This is a genomic window from Roseospira goensis, assembly GCF_014197795.1.
GTDB classification, from domain to species: domain Bacteria; phylum Pseudomonadota; class Alphaproteobacteria; order Rhodospirillales; family Rhodospirillaceae; genus Rhodospira; species Rhodospira goensis.
The window spans coordinates 58,676-73,811 of sequence record NZ_JACIGI010000008.1; the positions used below are offsets into that span (position 1 = coordinate 58,676).

The 15,136-nt window shown below is 70.1% G+C and carries 13 protein-coding genes; all 13 read right to left on the bottom strand.

The window, feature by feature from the left end:
* Positions 1-67: 67 nt before the first annotated feature.
* Positions 68-2,164, bottom strand: coding sequence for a lipid-A-disaccharide synthase (gene lpxB, locus GGD88_RS19280; RefSeq protein ID WP_343056296.1), 2,097 nt, complete (start codon positions 2,162-2,164; stop codon positions 68-70).
* A 13-nt stretch (positions 2,165-2,177) separates the two neighbouring features.
* A complete protein-coding gene (gene lpxA / locus GGD88_RS06490) occupies positions 2,178-2,984 on the bottom strand; it encodes an acyl-ACP--UDP-N-acetylglucosamine O-acyltransferase (RefSeq protein WP_184433050.1) in 807 nt (268 codons plus the stop codon).
* Positions 2,985-3,104: 120 nt separating this feature from the next.
* On the bottom strand, positions 3,105-3,575 hold the full coding sequence (gene fabZ / locus GGD88_RS06495) for a 3-hydroxyacyl-ACP dehydratase FabZ (RefSeq protein ID WP_184433053.1): 471 nt from the start codon (positions 3,573-3,575) through the stop codon (positions 3,105-3,107).
* A 196-nt stretch (positions 3,576-3,771) separates the two neighbouring features.
* A complete protein-coding gene (locus GGD88_RS06500; protein ID WP_184433056.1) occupies positions 3,772-4,386 on the bottom strand; it encodes an OmpH/Skp family outer membrane protein in 615 nt (204 codons plus the stop codon).
* A 493-nt stretch (positions 4,387-4,879) separates the two neighbouring features.
* Positions 4,880-7,138 carry an outer membrane protein assembly factor BamA gene (gene bamA / locus GGD88_RS06505; protein ID WP_184433059.1) on the bottom strand — a complete coding sequence of 753 codons (2,259 nt, stop codon included), beginning with the start codon at positions 7,136-7,138 and terminating at the stop codon, positions 4,880-4,882.
* A 113-nt stretch (positions 7,139-7,251) separates the two neighbouring features.
* A complete protein-coding gene (gene rseP / locus GGD88_RS06510) occupies positions 7,252-8,343 on the bottom strand; it encodes an RIP metalloprotease RseP (RefSeq protein WP_343056297.1) in 1,092 nt (363 codons plus the stop codon).
* Positions 8,344-8,457: 114 nt separating this feature from the next.
* Entirely contained in the window at positions 8,458-9,675 is a 1,218-nt protein-coding gene (locus tag GGD88_RS06515) for a 1-deoxy-D-xylulose-5-phosphate reductoisomerase (protein WP_184433062.1), read from the bottom strand.
* Positions 9,676-9,740: 65 nt separating this feature from the next.
* Complete coding sequence (locus tag GGD88_RS06520; RefSeq protein ID WP_184433065.1) at positions 9,741-10,544, bottom strand: phosphatidate cytidylyltransferase; 804 nt, start codon at positions 10,542-10,544, stop codon at positions 9,741-9,743.
* Positions 10,545-10,561: 17 nt separating this feature from the next.
* Positions 10,562-11,299 (bottom strand): isoprenyl transferase, encoded by a 738-nt coding sequence (locus tag GGD88_RS06525; protein ID WP_184433068.1) that lies wholly within the window; start codon positions 11,297-11,299, stop codon positions 10,562-10,564.
* 59 nt (positions 11,300-11,358) lie between these two features.
* Positions 11,359-11,880 (bottom strand): ribosome recycling factor, encoded by a 522-nt coding sequence (gene frr / locus GGD88_RS06530; RefSeq protein WP_221237038.1) that lies wholly within the window; start codon positions 11,878-11,880, stop codon positions 11,359-11,361.
* Between the two features lie 55 nt (positions 11,881-11,935).
* The gene (gene pyrH / locus GGD88_RS06535) at positions 11,936-12,799 is read right to left on the bottom strand and encodes a UMP kinase (RefSeq protein WP_184433073.1); all 864 of its coding nucleotides are present in this window, start codon (positions 12,797-12,799) and stop codon (positions 11,936-11,938) included.
* Positions 12,800-12,930: 131 nt separating this feature from the next.
* Positions 12,931-13,857 (bottom strand): translation elongation factor Ts, encoded by a 927-nt coding sequence (tsf, locus tag GGD88_RS06540; RefSeq protein ID WP_184433075.1) that lies wholly within the window; start codon positions 13,855-13,857, stop codon positions 12,931-12,933.
* 385 nt (positions 13,858-14,242) lie between these two features.
* Positions 14,243-15,091: a 30S ribosomal protein S2 gene (rpsB, locus tag GGD88_RS06545; protein WP_184433077.1), complete on the bottom strand. Its 849-nt coding sequence runs from the start codon at positions 15,089-15,091 to the stop codon at positions 14,243-14,245.
* Between the last annotated feature and the right edge of the window lie 45 nt (positions 15,092-15,136).

Genomic DNA, 15,136 nt, shown 5'->3' on the forward strand with positions numbered 1-15,136 from the left:
AGGCGCCGTCGGCGTTGGGCGGCCGCTTCGCGCGCGGCACCGCCCCCGCCGGCTTGGCCCCGCGGCTCTATGGCTTCAGGACCCGGGCGATGACCTCGGCGGCCTTGTCGCTGGGCGCAACGCCTTCAGTCCCGACCAGCCGGTGTCGCGCCGCCTTCAAGTCGTCGCGCTGGCGGGTTGCGGCCGCATCGCCGTCGAGGAGCGGCGCCACCGCCGCCGCGAGCGCGGCCGGGGTACAGGCGCCCTGGAGCAACTCGGGCACCACGGCCCGGTCCATCAGGATGTTGACCGGCCCGGCATGGCGTAGCGACGTCAGCGCCCGGAACAGGGCCGCCGACAGCGGGTTGACGCGATAGGCGAGGACGTGCGGGACGTCCGCCATGGCCAGCTCCAGGCTCACCGTCCCGGAGGCTGCCAGGGCGGCGGTGGCGGCGGCGAAGGCGTCGTGCCGGGCGGCGGCGCCACGCACGACCGTGGTCGGCACCGGCCAGTCCGCGATCGCGGCCGTCACCGTGTCGACCACGGTCGCCACCGTCGGCACCACGACGCGCAGGCCCGGCCGCTCGGCGGCCAGACGCGCCACGGCGGCGCGGAACACCGGCAGCAGGCGGCCGACCTCGGTGCGTCGGCTGCCCGGCAGCACCACGAGCACGGGGGCGGCGGAAGGGATGCCGTGCATCGCCCGGAAGCCGGGGCCGTCGCCGGCGTCGGCGCCGGATTCCACCACGGCATGGCCAACGTGGGTACAGGCGAGGCCCAGCGGCGAGAAATAGGCGCATTCGAACGGCCACAGCGTCAGCAGATGGTCGACGCGGGCGGCGACGGCGTGCTTGCGGGTCTCCTTCCACGCCCACACCATCGGGGCCACGTAGTGGACGCGCGGGACGGTGGAGCCGCGCGCCTTCAGCGCCCGGGCGACGCGCCCGGTGAAGCCCCAGGAGTCCACGGTCACGACCACGGCGGGCCGGCTGGCCTCGATGTCGGCCACGGTTTCGGCGATGCGCCGTTTCAGGGCCAGGGCGCGCGGCAGCACCTCGAAGAAGCCCATGATCGCCAGTTCGCGCTGGTCCAGGCGGCTGACCAAGCCTAGTTCGGCCATGGCCTCGCCGCCGATGCCCGCGAACCGCACCCGCCCGTCCAGGCGCCGCCGCAGGGCGGCCATCAGGCGCGCGCTGAGGGCGTCACCAGAGGGCTCGCCGGCGATGACATAGACCAGCGGCCCCGCCTCGTCGTCCGCTGCCGCCGTCTCTGCTCCATCGGCGGCGGGGGGGGCCGCAGCGGGGGCGGCCGGCGGGTCGATCTCGTCGCGGGTCACGCCGACCAGGAACAGCCCCAGCGCATCGGCCTGCGCGGCCATCTCCTCCGGCGCCAGGACCAGCGTGGCGCCCGCCTCGTAGGCGATGCCGCGCAGCCCGGCGGCATGGGCCATGCCAACGGTCTCGGGTCCGAGCGTGGGCAGGTCGGCGCGCCGGTCCTGGCCCGGCTTGCAGCGCTTGACCAGCACACCGCCGGGGCCGTGGCGGCGCAGGCCGGTGCAGCGGTCGAGCAGCGCATCGGTGCCCTCGACGGCCTCGACGCCCAGGACCACCCCCTGTTGCACCACCACGGACTGGCCGACGTCCGCGGCGCCCAGGGCCCCGGCGACGGCCCAGCCTCGGTGGATGTCGGTCCACGCCGCGTCGTCGGGCGCGGTGACGCCCTGCACCCCGGGCGAGCCGAGCGCCTCGCCCAGCAGCGCGTGGACCGGATGCACGCGCAGGCCCTCGGCCTCCATCTGGCGGATGACGGCGCGCAGCAGGCCGTCGTCCCCCAGTGCCCGCATGCCGACACGGGCCACGAAGCGGGTGGTGTAGGCGTCCGGCCATAGACTGGTCAGGCTGGGCCGGCGGACGCCGCCGGCCAGCACCAGGTCGCGCACACCGTGCCGGCGCAGGTAGGCCAGCGCGGCGCCGCCCTGGCCCAGGCGCAGAGTCACGCTGGGCAGGCCGAGCGCGGCATAGGCGGCCGGGTCGCCGTGGTCGCGGATGACGATGACGTGCAGCGGCCGGCCGTCCGCGACACAGCGGGCGGCCACGCGCCGGGGCAGGTCGCCGCGTCCGGCGATCAGCGCCAGTGGCGTGGCGGGGTCCGGGGGCGAGGGCCGCGCCGGGTCGAGCGGGGCCATGGCCGCCGGCCGGTCAGGTGAGGTCGGCGCCGGCCCGGGCCGGCCGGCACAGGCCGCGCGCCGAGGCGCCCCGCACGAAGTCCAGCACCTCCATGACCGGTGCAATGCCCTCGAAGGTGGCCGCGACCTCTTCCGCCTTGTCGGCGATGACGCCGTTGTCCTCGAACAGCATGCGATAGGCCGAACGCAGCGCCTGGATGTCCTCGCGCGAGAAGCCCCGCCGTTTGAGGCCGACCAGATTCAGGCCGTTGAGGCGCGCCCGGTTGCCCATCACGTTGCCGAACGGGATCACGTCGGTCTCGACGCCGGAGACCCCGCCCACCATGGCGTGCCGGCCGACCCGGACGAACTGGTGCACGGCACTGCCGCCGCCCAGGATGGCGTGGTCGCCGATCTGGATGTGCCCGGCCAGCAGCACGTTGTTGGCCAGGATGACGCCGTCGCCGATCTGGCAATCGTGCGCGACGTGGCAGCCGACCATGAACAGGCCGCCGTCGCCAACCTGCGTGAGGCCACCGCCGCCGGCCGTGCCGGGGTTCATGGTCACGTGCTCGCGAATGGTGTTGTCGGCGCCGATGCGCAGCTCGGTGCGTTCGCCGCGGTACTTCAAGTCCTGCGGTGGCAGGCCGAGCGTGGTGAACGGAAAGACCCGGGTGCGCCCCCCGATGCGGGTCCGGCCATCGACGACGACGTGAGAGAGGAGCGTAACGCCGGCCTCCAGGGTGACGTCCGGGCCGACCGTGCAGTAGGGGCCGATCGTGACGTCATCGGCGACGGTGGCGGCGGGGTCGACGAGGGCCGAGGGATGGATGGACGCCATGGGTGAGAACGATCCCGGCAAGGGTGGGGGAGGCGGCCGGCCGGTCCTGCGGCGCGGCGCGCTCGTGGGCGTCGCGCGAGGTGGGTCCGGCCGCGCGGCCGGCGGGGCGCGGCAGCCGCCTCAGTCGTCGAGGATCATGGCCGAGAAGGTCGCGTCCGCCACGACGGTGTCGTTGACGGTGCCCTGGCCGGTGAACTTCCACACGCTGCCGCGGTTGCGCTGCTTGGTGACGCGCAGCAGGAGCTGATCCCCGGGCAGCACGGGCTTGCGGAACCGGGCCTGATCCACGCTCATGAAGTAGACATGCTTGCCTTCGGACTCGTGGCCAAGCGTCGCGACCACCAGGACCGCCGCGGTCTGGGCCATGGCCTCGATGACCAGGACGCCCGGCATCACCGCCATGTTGGGGAAGTGGCCCTGAAAATGAGGCTCGTTGCTGGTGACGTTCTTGACGCCCACGGCACTGTGGTCCAGATGCACATCCACGACCCGGTCCACCATCAGGAACGGGTAGCGATGGGGGATCATATCACGCACACGGTCGGCCTCGATGACCATGCTTTCGTCCTGGACCTTGCCGAAGTCGTCCATCCCGCTCAAACCTTCCTCGTATCCCCCGGTTTGGGTCCGGGGACTGTCCCATGGTTCTCCAGCGCGCGGCCTGTCGAGAACCAGGCCGTGGGCGAGCCGGGCCGCCGGCCCGCCACCGTCCTTCATCGCCGCGCCCACCATATATCAGTCGCCGATCAAGACAAGCCTGCGGCCCCCGCTCCCGCCGCGATCTGCCCTAGTTGGCGCCCGCCTGGCCGCTCGCGGACAGCGTGGACGGATCGGGGAAGTCGATCGACGGTAGGCGTTCGTTGAGCCGGGTCAGCACGGCGTCCGTCATTTCCATGCGCGGATCGAACAGCGGCACCTGGGAGCGGTAGAGCACCAGGTTGATGCCGCGCTCCGCCGCCACCTCGTCGGCGATGGCGGTCACCATCTGCTGGAATTCCGACAGGGCGATCGAAAGGGCGCGCTCCAGCTTGCGGCGGCGCTCGCCCACCCGCTGCTCGAAGGCTGCAACCTTGCCGCGAAAGGCCCGGGCACGCTCTTCCATCTCGGGGGTCGGCGTCTGGTTGGGGCCGATCGCCAGGGTGCGCTGTTCCTCGCGCAGCTTCTGTTCCTCGGCGGCGGTTTCCTTGTTGTAGGTCTCCAGATACGCCTGCCGGTCGCGATCCACCCCCTGCGCGGCGGTGGACTCGCGCTGGATTCGCTGCATGTCGATGATCCCGATGGCCGCGTTCGGAAACGACTCCTGGGCGCGGGCATGGAGCGGCGGCAGCATGGCGGCCAGCGCCAGCGCGATCAGCAGGGCCGCCAGCGGCCGGCGCGGGACAGGAAACGACGGATGCATCATCACCTCGGATCGACGGGGGTTCGACGGGGAGTCAACGGTGTGGGGGTGGGTGTGGGGGTGTCGGGCCGGCGGGACCGCGGCAGCCCGCCGCCGCGGCACTGTAGAGCCGATGGTTCGAAATTGGAACCGCGCGTTACAGCCGATTGCGACAAACCGGACTCGTGGCGCGAGTTCGGTATGTCGCAATAGAGCGGAACGCCCGAATACGGACTCGCATGGTGATTTCGAATTCGGGCGTTCCGCTCTGAAACCAACAGATCGCGCCGATTCACGCTCGAAATCGGCCCCACCCCGGTGGTTCCGACTTCGAGCGATCGGCGCTAATCGGCTGCGACTCTTCCATTTCGCGCGGAGTCACGTGATCAATCTGGACCATGGCGTGATTCAGTTCGATCACGATCTGCTGATCTGCTGTGGGTCCCCGTGCGCGCATGAGCCACGGCGGGACGGTCCAGCCGGGCGGGGGCGGGCGCCGGAGGGATGCGGCCGCGGCTCAGAAGCGGGATCCGAAGCTGATCCGGAACAGCTCTTCCTCGTCGTAGGACTGCTTGAGGATCGGGGTCGCAACCTCGACGTTGACGGGCCCGAGCGGGGAGGACCAGAGGACACCGATGCCGATCGACCCGCGCAGCGCGACGTCGTGGTCCAGGTCCTCGTCCGGGATGCCGTCCGGCTCGCCCGACAGACCCCAGTCGGTGAACACCTTGGCCCCCAGCCCCAACTCCTCAGGCAGGCCGAGGGGGAACCGGACCTCCAGGCTGCCGTCGGCCATCCAGTTGCCGCCGAGGGCATCGTCCGTGGCCGTGTCGCGCGGCGCAGCGCCCGAGGGCGCGAAACCGCGCAGGTTGTTGCCGCCCAGGAAATAGCGGTGGCGGATCGAGACGTCCTCGCCCAGTCCGAGGATGTAGCCCACATGGCCGCGCACCCCGACCACCCATTCGGGACTCCAGTTCATCTCGTCGCCGAGCGGATAGTGGTAGGAGGCGTCCACGTCGGTGCGCAGGAAGCGGGCATCGCCGCCCAGCCCGGCCAGGTCGTTGGCGATCTGGAGGCGGTAGCCTTCGGTCGGGATCAGGCGGGAATCGCGCGTGTCGTAGGTGAGCGAGTGCCCGATCATGGACAGCACCTCGACGCCTTCCTGCTCCTTGATGAACAGGGATGCGTCGTCCTCGACGTCGAAGATGTCCTGGCGTTGCAGCGTGTACTTGAAGTCGTGGCGCCAGCGGCTCGAATAGCGGTAGCCGAAGCGCAGCGAGGCGCCTTGCAGACGCACCTGGTGGGAGCTTTCGTCCTCCAGGTCGCGCTCGATCGCGAACAGGTCGAAGCCGGCGGAGATCGGCCGATCCAGGAAGTACGGTTCGGTGAAGCTCAAATCCAGCTCGGTCCGGCGCTCGGCCCAGCTCAGGCGGGCCGATAGGTCCTGACCCCGGCCCAGGAGGTTGCGCTCCCGCACGCCGACCTCGACCATGGCGCCCAGGTTCGACGACCAGCCGACGCCGAACGACAACTCGCCGGTGGACTGCTCCTCGACCTCGACGTTGATGACCGTGCGGTCGGGCTTGTCGATGACCGGTTCGTTGGTCACCTCGACGGTCTCGAAGAAGCCCAAGTCGCGGATGCGCTGACGCGAGCGGCGCAGCTTGGCGGAGTTGAAGGCGTCGCCCTCGACGAGCTGGATCTCGCGGCGGATGACCTCGTCGAGGGTGCGCACGTTGCCCTCGATCTCGATGCGCTCGACGAACACCCGCGGTCCTTCGCGCACGTCGAAGGTGAGGTTGATGACGTTGGCCTCGCGGTCGCGCTCCACCTGCGGGCGCACATCCACAAAGGCGTAGCCGAGCGCCCCCACGCTCTGGGTGATGTTCTGGACCGTCTCCTCGATGCGCTCGGCATCGTACCAGTCGCCTTCCTCGATCTCCAGGGACGGCCGCAGCAACTCGGGCGTCAGGTCCTCCAGCGAGGTCTGGATGTCGACACTGCCGACGCGGTAGCGGTCGCCCTCGTCCACGGTGAAGGTGATGAAGAAGCTCTCGCGGGCCGGCGTCAGCTCGGCGACGGCCGAGCGCACCTCGAAGTCGGCATAGCCGTTCGACAGGTAGAATCGGCGCAGCAGTTCGCGGTCGAAGGTCAGGCGATCCGGATCGAAGGTGTCGGAGCTGCTGAGCAGGCGGTACCAGCGTTCTTCCTTGGTGGCGATGACCTCGCGCAGGCTGGAGTCGCTGAAGGCCGTGTTGCCCACGAAGGTGATGCGACGCACGTAGGTTGCGGGGCCTTCGTCGATCTCGAACACCAGGTCGACCCGGTTCTGCGGCAGTTCGATGATCTTCGGGTCCACGGCCACGGCGTAGCGGCCGGAGCGGCGGTAGACCTCCAGGATCCGCTTGACGTCCTCCTGGACCTTGGCCCGGGTGTAGACCACGCGGGGGCGGAGTTGCACCTCGCGCGCCAGGGTTTCGTTCTCGATGCGCTTGTTTCCCTCGAAGGCGACCCGGTTGATGATCGGGTTCTCGACCACGACCACGACCAGATCGTTGCCCTCGCGGCGCAGCGATACGTCGGCGAACAGGCCGGTGCCGAACAGCGCCTTCAGCGACTGGTCGATCGCCTCTCTGTCGAACGAATCGCCTTCCGTGACGCGCAGGTAGGTGCGGATGGTGTCGGGTTCGATGCGCTGCGCGCCCTCGACCAGAATGCGTTCAACGACAGGCGTTCCCTGGGCGCGCACCAGTCCGGTGCCGCCGATCAGGGTCATGACGACCACCGCCACCGCAAGCAGCAGCGGGGAGAGACCTGTGCACCGCGCTCTCAACGCATCCCCCCAAAAACTAAGGTGACACCTGAATATATTCTCTTAATTCTCTGGCGTCACCCGTTTATTAGGCGTACGAGATCGTTCCAGGTCACGAACACCATCAGGCCGACGATGAACGCCAGGCCGAGCCGGAAGCCGTATTCCTGGGCGCGTTCCCCCAGGGGTTCCCCCCGGACCGCCTCGATGGCGTAGAACACCAGATGGCCGCCGTCCAGGACCGGGATCGGCAGCAGGTTGATGAGCCCCAGATTGACGGACAGGAACGCGGTGAACAACAGCAAGCTGATGACGCCCAGTTCCGCGACCTGCCCCGACATTTGCGCGATGCGCACCGGACCCCCGAGGTCCTCGGTGCCGCGCTCGCCCGAGATCATCTGTCCAACGGTCACGACCGTTGCCTCGACAAGCTGATAGGCCTGACCGAACGCGGTCCCCACCGCTTCGATCGGCCCCAACTGGACGATGTCCTGTTCGCTGGCGCTGGCGGTGATGCCCAGCACCGCCTGGCGCCGCACCTCGCCGAGCGCGTCCTCCACCTCCTGGATGCGCGGCGTCGCGGTCAGGGTCAGCGTCTCCGCGCCGCGCTCGACCGTCAGGGTGAGGGTGGCGCCGTTGGTCAGGGGAATCCGGTGCTGAAGGTCCTCGAACCGCTGCACCGGCTCGCCATCCACGGCGACGATGCGGTCGCCGGGCTCCAGGCCGGCCTCCGCGGCCGCGCTGTCGGGCTGCACCGACGCCACCACCGGCGGCGTCACAGCCTGACCGATGGCCCCGTAGACCGCCGCGAAGACGGCAATGGCGAACACCAGGTTGGCCGCCGGCCCGGCGAACACGATGGCGATACGCTGCCAGACCGACTTGTGATGGAACGAGACCGCCTTTTCGGCCGGCGTCATGTCCTGCCCGTCGGCGGTGGCGCTGCTGGCGTCGCTGTCGCCGAAAAACTTGACGTAGCCGCCGAGCGGGATGGCCGCGAACTTCCAGCGTGTGCCGTGGCGGTCGTTGAATCCGACCAGCTCGGGGCCGAAGCCGATGGAGAACACGTCGACGCGCACCTTGTTCCAGCGCGCGACCAGGAAGTGTCCCATCTCATGCACGAACACGACGATGGTCAGGACGACCAGAAAGGCAATGACGGTCAACACGGCGATGGGCTCTTTCCTTGGAGCGGCGGTGGAGCGGCGTTTGGCACCCCGCCGCGTGAGCGCCACCCATGATGGCGCCCATGATGGCGCCCATGTATGGCGCAGGACGACGGATCAGGCCGCCAGGGCGCCGATCAGGTCGGTGCAGACGGCGCGCGCCTCGCGGTCGGCCTCCAGCACGTCCTGGAGGCTAGAGAGCGGGCCGCCGCCGGACATGCGGTCGACCGTGCGCGCGACCAGCGACGTGATGTCCAGGAACCCGATGCGGCGCCCCAGGAACGCGGCCACCGCCACCTCGTTGGCGGCATTGAGGATAGTGGGGCCCGCACCGCCGGCCTTCAAGACGTCGCGCACCAGGGCGAGGGCCGGGAACCGGGTGTCGTCCGGGGTCTCGAACTGAAGGGTGCCGATGGTGCCCAGGTCGAGGCGCGCGGTCGGGGCCGCCATGCGCTCCGGCCAACCCAGGGTGAAGGCGATCGGGGTGCGCATGTCGGGGCTGCCGAGCTGGGCCAGCACCGAGCCATCGACGTAGGACACCATGGAGTGGACGACCGACTGCGGATGGATCAGGACCTCGATGCGGTCGGTCGGCATCGCGAAAATGTGGTGGGCCTCGATGAACTCCAGGCCCTTGTTCATCATGGTGGCGGAGTCCACGGAGATCTTGGCGCCCATCGACCAGTTGGGATGGGCCACCGCCTGTTCGGGGGTGACGGAGGCCATGGCCTCGCGCGTCCAGGTGCGGAACGGGCCGCCCGAAGCGGTCAGGATGATGCGGTCGATGCGCGCCTTCTGGTCGAAGTCGAAGACCTGAAAGATGGCATTGTGCTCGCTGTCCACCGGCAGCAGGGTGGCGCCGTGGGTGGCCACCGCGCGCATGAACAGCTCGCCGGCGCAGACCAGGCACTCCTTGTTGGCGAGCGCCACCGTGGCACCGCGGTGCACCGCCTCCAGGGTCGGCTCCAGGCCGGCGGCGCCGACGATGGCGGCCATGACCCAGTCGGCCGGGCGCGCCGCCGCCTCGCGCAGCGCCTCCGGTCCCGCCGCCACCTCGGTGTCGGTGCCCGCCAGGGCGGCCTTGAGGTCGGCGTAGCGGTCCGGATCGGCCACCACGGCCAGACGGGCGGAGAAGCGGCGGGCCTGCTCGGCCAGGGTGTCGACGCGGCCGTTGGCGGTGAGCGCCTCGACCCTGTAGGCGCCGGGGTTGCGGCCGATCAGGTCCAGCGTGTTGGTGCCGATCGAGCCGGTGGACCCCAGGATGGTGACGGGCCGCGGCCCGTCCGCCGCCGCGCGTGCTCCCGGTGCTCGGGGCTCCGGCGCCGGTGCCAGCATGGCCACGTCCGTTCCCGATCCGTCCGCCCCGCGCCTTGCCGGTCCCGGACCCGCCCCAAGCTTGCCTACCACGTCGTGAGTCCCCCTTGCATCAGGAGCACGGCGAGCGCCACAACCGGCGTCGCCGCAATCAGCCCGTCGGCCCGGTCCAGCAGGCCGCCGTGACCGGGAATCAGGTCGCCGCTGTCCTTGACCCGGAACCGGCGTTTGAAGGCCGATTCAAACAGATCCCCCCCTTGCGACACAATGCCGAGCACCAGGCCGAAGGCCAGAACCGCTCCCAGGGCCGACGCCCCCAGGGCCAGCGCCACCAGCGTGCCGGCCACGCCGGCGCTGACGACGCCGCCGATCAGGCCGGCCCAGGTCTTCTTGGGGCTCACGCGTGGCCACAGCCGCGGTCCCCCGATCTGGCGCCCGAAGGCGTAGGCGGCGATGTCCGTGGTCCACACCACGATGAACAGCCACAGGACGGTTTCCCAGCCGGCCTCCAGGCGCACCCAGGCCATGGCGATCGCCGGCAGGCCGATGTACAGGCTGCCCGCCGCCATCCACAGCGGGCGGCTGTGTTCCACCCGCACCCGGTACAGCGCCGGCAGCAGTCCGGCCACCGGGACCAGCAGCGACCAGGCGCCCAGCGGCTCGACCATCAACGGGGCCACCGTGACCACCACGATCAGGATGGCGCCGCGCCGGCCGCGCCGGCCGCAACAGACGGTGCTCCATTCCCAGGCCATGACGGCGGCGCAGCCGGCCACCAGGAGATCGAACCATGGCCAGCCCAGCGCCACGGCGGCCAGCACCAGCGGACCCAGCACCAGCGCCGAGACGATTCTCAACCGAAGGGCATCGCGCCGCGTCGCCTCGCCCATGGGGTCGCAATCCGTGCTCACACCGGCACGGCGCCGAAGCGCCGGTGCCGGCTGCGGTAGTCGGCCAGGGCGGCGGCCAGGTGCTCCTCGGTGAAATCGGGCCAGGCGATGTCCAGGAACACCATTTCGGCATACGCCAGTTGCCACAGCAGGAAGTTGCTGAGGCGCTGCTCGCCGCTGGTGCGGATCAGCACGTCGGGATCGGGCAGGTCCGGCGCGTACAGCGCCCCGGCCAGCGTGTCCTCGTCGATGCGGGCCGGATCGAGCGTCCCTTCGGCGGCGGCGGTGGCCAGCCGGCGCGCGGCCCGCGCCAGTTCGGCGCGGCCGCCATAGTTCAGCGCGACCGTCAACTCCAGGCGCCGATTGTCGGCCGTGCGGGCCTCGGCGTCCTCGATCAGGCGCACGATATCCCCGCTCAGGCGGTCGCGCTCGCCGATGACGCGGAGGCGCACTCCCTCGTCGTCCAACTCCGCCAGTTCGTTGCGCAGGTACAGCCGCAACAGCCCCATCAGGGCCGAGACCTCGTCGGCCGGGCGGCGCCAGTTCTCCGACGAGAAGCCGAACAGCGTCAGATGCGTCACCCCGAGGCGCACGGCGCCGCGCACGCAGGCCCGCACCGCCTCGGCCCCCTTGCGGTGACCGGCGGTGCGCGGCAGGCCCCTGGCCAGCGCCCAGCGGCCATTGCCGTCCATGATGACGGCCACATGAAGCGGCGGCGGCGGGGCGTCGGGCTGGGAGGCAACGAGCTGGGACATGCGGGGTCCAGACGACGGAAACGCGGGGATCGCGACGGGCAGGGCGAGCGGGCGACCGCTCAGACCTGCATGATCTCCTGCTCCTTGTGGTGCAGGGCCTCGTCCACGTGCTTGATGGCGTCGTCGGTCAGGGCCTGCACGTCGGAACTGTTCTTCTTGTGTTCATCCTGTGAGATGTCGCCGTCCTTTTCCATCCGCTTCAGATGGTCCATGCCGTCGCGGCGGACGTTGCGGATCGCCACGCGGGCCTGTTCGGCGTACTTGCCGGCCACCTTGGTCAGCTCGGTACGGCGCTCCTCGTTCAGCGGCGGGATCGGCACCCGGATGGTCTGGCCCTCGCCCGCCGGGTTGAGACCGAGGCCGGCGTCACGGATTGCCTTCTCCACCGCCTTGGCCATGGAGCGGTCCCACACCTGCACGGTCAGCATCCGCGGCTCGGGGACGCTAACGTTCGCCACCTGGTTGAGCGGCATGGTCGATCCGTAGGCCTCGACCACCACCGGCTCCAGCAGGCTGGCGTGGGCGCGGCCGGCGCGCAATCCGGCGAACTCCTTGCGCAGGACTTCCAGCGTGTTGTCCATCCGGTGCTTGAGGTCCTTCTTCAGGGCCGCAGGGTCCGCTGGTTTGTCACTCACGTCAGGTCTCCTCGCGAATGATGGTATACCGCCCGGTGCCGCGCATGATCTCGGCCAGCGCGCCGGCCTGTTGCAGCGAGAACACGAGGATAGGTATCCCATTGTCCCGCGCCAAGGCAATCGCGGAGGTGTCCATGACCTTCAGGTCCTGGCGCAGCACATCGCCGAAGCTGAGGGTGTCGTAGCGGTGGGCGTCGGGATGGGTCTTGGGATCGGCGTCGTAGACGCCGTCCACCTGCGTGGCCTTCAGCAACGCATCGCAGTTCATCTCGACCGCGCGCAGGGCCGCCGCCGTGTCGGTGGTGAAGAAGGGGTTGCCGGTGCCGGCGGCGAAGATCACCACGCGGCCCTTCTCCATGTGGCGGATGGCGCGCCGGCGCACGTAGGGTTCGCAGATGGCGGCCATCGGGATCGCGGACTGAACCCGGGTCGGGACGCCGATCTTCTCCAGGAAGTTCTGCACCGCCAGCGCGTTCATGACGGTGGCGAGCATGCCCATGTAGTCGGCGCTGGTGCGGTCCATCCCGTTGGCCGCCTGCGACAGCCCGCGAAAGATGTTGCCGCCGCCGATGACGAGGCACAGCTCCAGGCCGGCGGCGTGAACTTCCTTGATCTCCTGGGCGAGGCGCTGCACCACCTCGAGGTCGAGGCCGTAGTTCTGGCCGCCCATCAGGCCCTCGCCGGAGAGCTTCAGGAGCACCCGGCGCAGGCGCGCCGGCTGCGGCGGGGCGGACAGGCTCGCGGCGGGGCGTGCCGAGGCGTCGGTCTCCGCCGTGTTGGTCTCCGTGGGGGCCTCCGCCGGGGTGTCCGGGGCGGACGCCACCGACCGTGCGTCCGTGCTGGCCAGGGCTTCGGGCTTCGCCATCACACCGTCCTTCCCGTTGTGGGGCGGGCGGCGCCGCCGACCGGTTGGGGCGCGCCCGCACCGCGCGCGCCGGGGGCGCGCCGTCGCAGTCGGACGGGGGCGCGGGTGCGCGCCCCCGCGTCTCCCGGAGCCTACTTGTTGAGCTGCTGCGCCACCTCGGCGGCGAAGTCCTTGTCTTCCTTCTCGATGCCTTCGCCAAGGTTGAAGCGGACGAAGCCGGCGAGCGTGACCGGGGCGCCCATGTCCTTGCCGGCCGCCTCGACCACTTTGCCGACCTTGCTCTCGTTGTCCATGACGTAGGTCTGGTCGAGCAGGCAGACTTCCTCGTAGAACTTGCGCAGGCGCCCCTCGACCATCTTTTCAATGATGTTCTCGGGCTTGCCGGACTCGCGCGCCTGCTCGGTGAGAACGGCGCGCTCGCGGTCGAGTGCCGCGGTGTCCACCTCGTCGCGGGTCAGGTACTGCGGGGCCGCGGCGGCGACGTGCATGGCGATGCTCTTGCCCAGCTCGGCCAGCTTGGCCGCATCGCCGGCGGACTCCAGCGCCACCAGCACGCCGATGCGGCCCAGGCCCGGGCGCACCGCGTTGTGCACGTAGCCGGCGACGATGCCCTGGCCCACCTCCAGGCGCGCGGCGCGGCGCAGGTTCATGTTCTCGCCGATGGTGGCGACCTGGTGGGTCAGCTCCTCCTCGACCGTGCGGTCGGTGCCCGGATAGGGCTTGCCCTTGAGCGCCTCGATGTCGGCCCCCTCGGTCAACGCCAGCTTGGCCAGGGTCTCGACGAGATCCTGGAAGGTCTCGTTGCGGGCGACGAAGTCGGTCTCGGCGTTCAGCTCCAGGGCGGCGCCGCGGGTGCCGTCGGTGGTCACCGCGACCAGGCCCTCGGCGGCGACGCGGCCGGCCTTCTTGGCGGCGGCGGCGAGGCCCTTCTTGCGCAGCCAGTCCACGGCCGCGTCGAGGTCGCCGTCGGTTTCCTTCAGCGCCTTCTTGCAGTCCATCATGCCCGCGCCGGTCTTTTCGCGCAGGTCCTTGACCAGGGAGGCGGTGATCTCGGCCATGACTAGTCCTCTTCGTTGGCGATGATCCGGTCGGTGCCGCCTCCGGCGCGGCACCGCCTGTCGTATCTCCGATGTCGCCGGCCTGGCGATCGGTCTCTTAGCGCGGATCGCGATCAATCGGAACCACGATGTGGTTCGGATTGATCGCGTGACTCCGCGCGACCTATATGATTCTCAGCCGATTTTTGCGGCAAACTGAAATCGCGCCGCGAGTCCGGTTTGTCGCAATCGGCTGTAGCTGTCGCCGGGGCGGCGACCCCTCTCGTCTCCTGTCGCCGGCGTGGCGACGGGATCGGGCAGGTCCGGGCGCGGGGACGCCCCTCAAACACCTAAAACAATGGCGGCAACCGTGGTCGCCGCCATCGTCGGTGCCGGCCCGGCGGGCTCAGCCGGCGGCGGTTTCGCCGGCCTGCGTCTCACCGGCGGGAGCGGTCGTTTCCGCTCCGGCCTCGGCGGGGGCCTCGCCCGTCGCCTCCGCGTCGTCCTCGACGGCGGGTTCGGACACCTGCTCCATGGCGCCCACGTCCACGCCGGCGGCGGTCATCTCAGCGTGGATGCCGTCCAGAGCGGCGCCGCTGATCAGCTCGCAATAGGTCTGGATGGCGCGGATGGCGTCATCGTTGCCGGGGATCGGGAACGACACGCCGTCCGGGTCGCTGTTGCTGTCCAGCACCGCGACGACCGGGATGCCGAGCTTGTTGGCCTCGTTGACGGCGAGGTCTTCCTTGACCGTGTCGATGATGAAGAGGATGTCGGGCAGCCCGCCCATCTCCTTGATGCCGCCCAGGGCCAGGTCCAGCTTGTCCTTCTCGCGGTTGAGGTTCAGCAGTTCCTTCTTGGTCAGCGCCGACAGCTCACCCGAGTCCAGCTTGTCCTCCAGTTCCCGCAGGCGCCGGATGGAGTGCGAGATGGTCTTCCAGTTCGTCAGCATGCCGCCGAGCCAGCGGTGGTTGACGTAATACTGGCCGCAACGCCGCGCGCCGTCCGCCACGATCTCCTGCGCCTGGCGCTTGGTGCCCACGAACAGCACGCGGCCGCCGCCGGCGACCACCTCGCGCACCGCCTGCATGGCGCGGTGCATCAGCGGGACGGTCTGCTGGAGGTCGATGATGTGCACGTTGTCGCGCACCCCGAACAGGTACGGGGCCATCTTGGGGTTCCAGCGACGGGTGTTGTGTCCGAAGTGGCAGCCGGCCTCGATGAGCTGGCGCATGGTGAAGCTGGGCATCGTCATGAGACGCGAATCCTCGGTCTTTTCCGGTTGGGCCGCCGCGGGACA

What these genes read in the sequence shown, in the direction of transcription:
- lpxB (WP_343056296.1), bottom strand. Translation starts at nt 2,164, where the DNA reads ATGGCCCCGCTCGACCCGGCGCGGCCCTCGCCCCCGGACCCCGCCACG.
- lpxA (WP_184433050.1), bottom strand. Translation starts at nt 2,984, where the DNA reads ATGGCGTCCATCCATCCCTCGGCCCTCGTCGACCCCGCCGCCACCGTC.
- fabZ (WP_184433053.1), bottom strand. Translation starts at nt 3,575, where the DNA reads ATGGACGACTTCGGCAAGGTCCAGGACGAAAGCATGGTCATCGAGGCC.
- GGD88_RS06500 (WP_184433056.1), bottom strand. Translation starts at nt 4,386, where the DNA reads ATGATGCATCCGTCGTTTCCTGTCCCGCGCCGGCCGCTGGCGGCCCTG.
- bamA (WP_184433059.1), bottom strand. Translation starts at nt 7,138, where the DNA reads ATGACCCTGATCGGCGGCACCGGACTGGTGCGCGCCCAGGGAACGCCT.
- GGD88_RS06515 (WP_184433062.1), bottom strand. Translation starts at nt 9,675, where the DNA reads ATGCTGGCACCGGCGCCGGAGCCCCGAGCACCGGGAGCACGCGCGGCG.
- GGD88_RS06520 (WP_184433065.1), bottom strand. Translation starts at nt 10,544, where the DNA reads ATGGGCGAGGCGACGCGGCGCGATGCCCTTCGGTTGAGAATCGTCTCG.
- GGD88_RS06525 (WP_184433068.1), bottom strand. Translation starts at nt 11,299, where the DNA reads ATGTCCCAGCTCGTTGCCTCCCAGCCCGACGCCCCGCCGCCGCCGCTT.
- frr (WP_221237038.1), bottom strand. Translation starts at nt 11,880, where the DNA reads ATGGACAACACGCTGGAAGTCCTGCGCAAGGAGTTCGCCGGATTGCGC.
- pyrH (WP_184433073.1), bottom strand. Translation starts at nt 12,799, where the DNA reads ATGGCGAAGCCCGAAGCCCTGGCCAGCACGGACGCACGGTCGGTGGCG.
- tsf (WP_184433075.1), bottom strand. Translation starts at nt 13,857, where the DNA reads ATGGCCGAGATCACCGCCTCCCTGGTCAAGGACCTGCGCGAAAAGACC.
- rpsB (WP_184433077.1), bottom strand. Translation starts at nt 15,091, where the DNA reads ATGACGATGCCCAGCTTCACCATGCGCCAGCTCATCGAGGCCGGCTGC.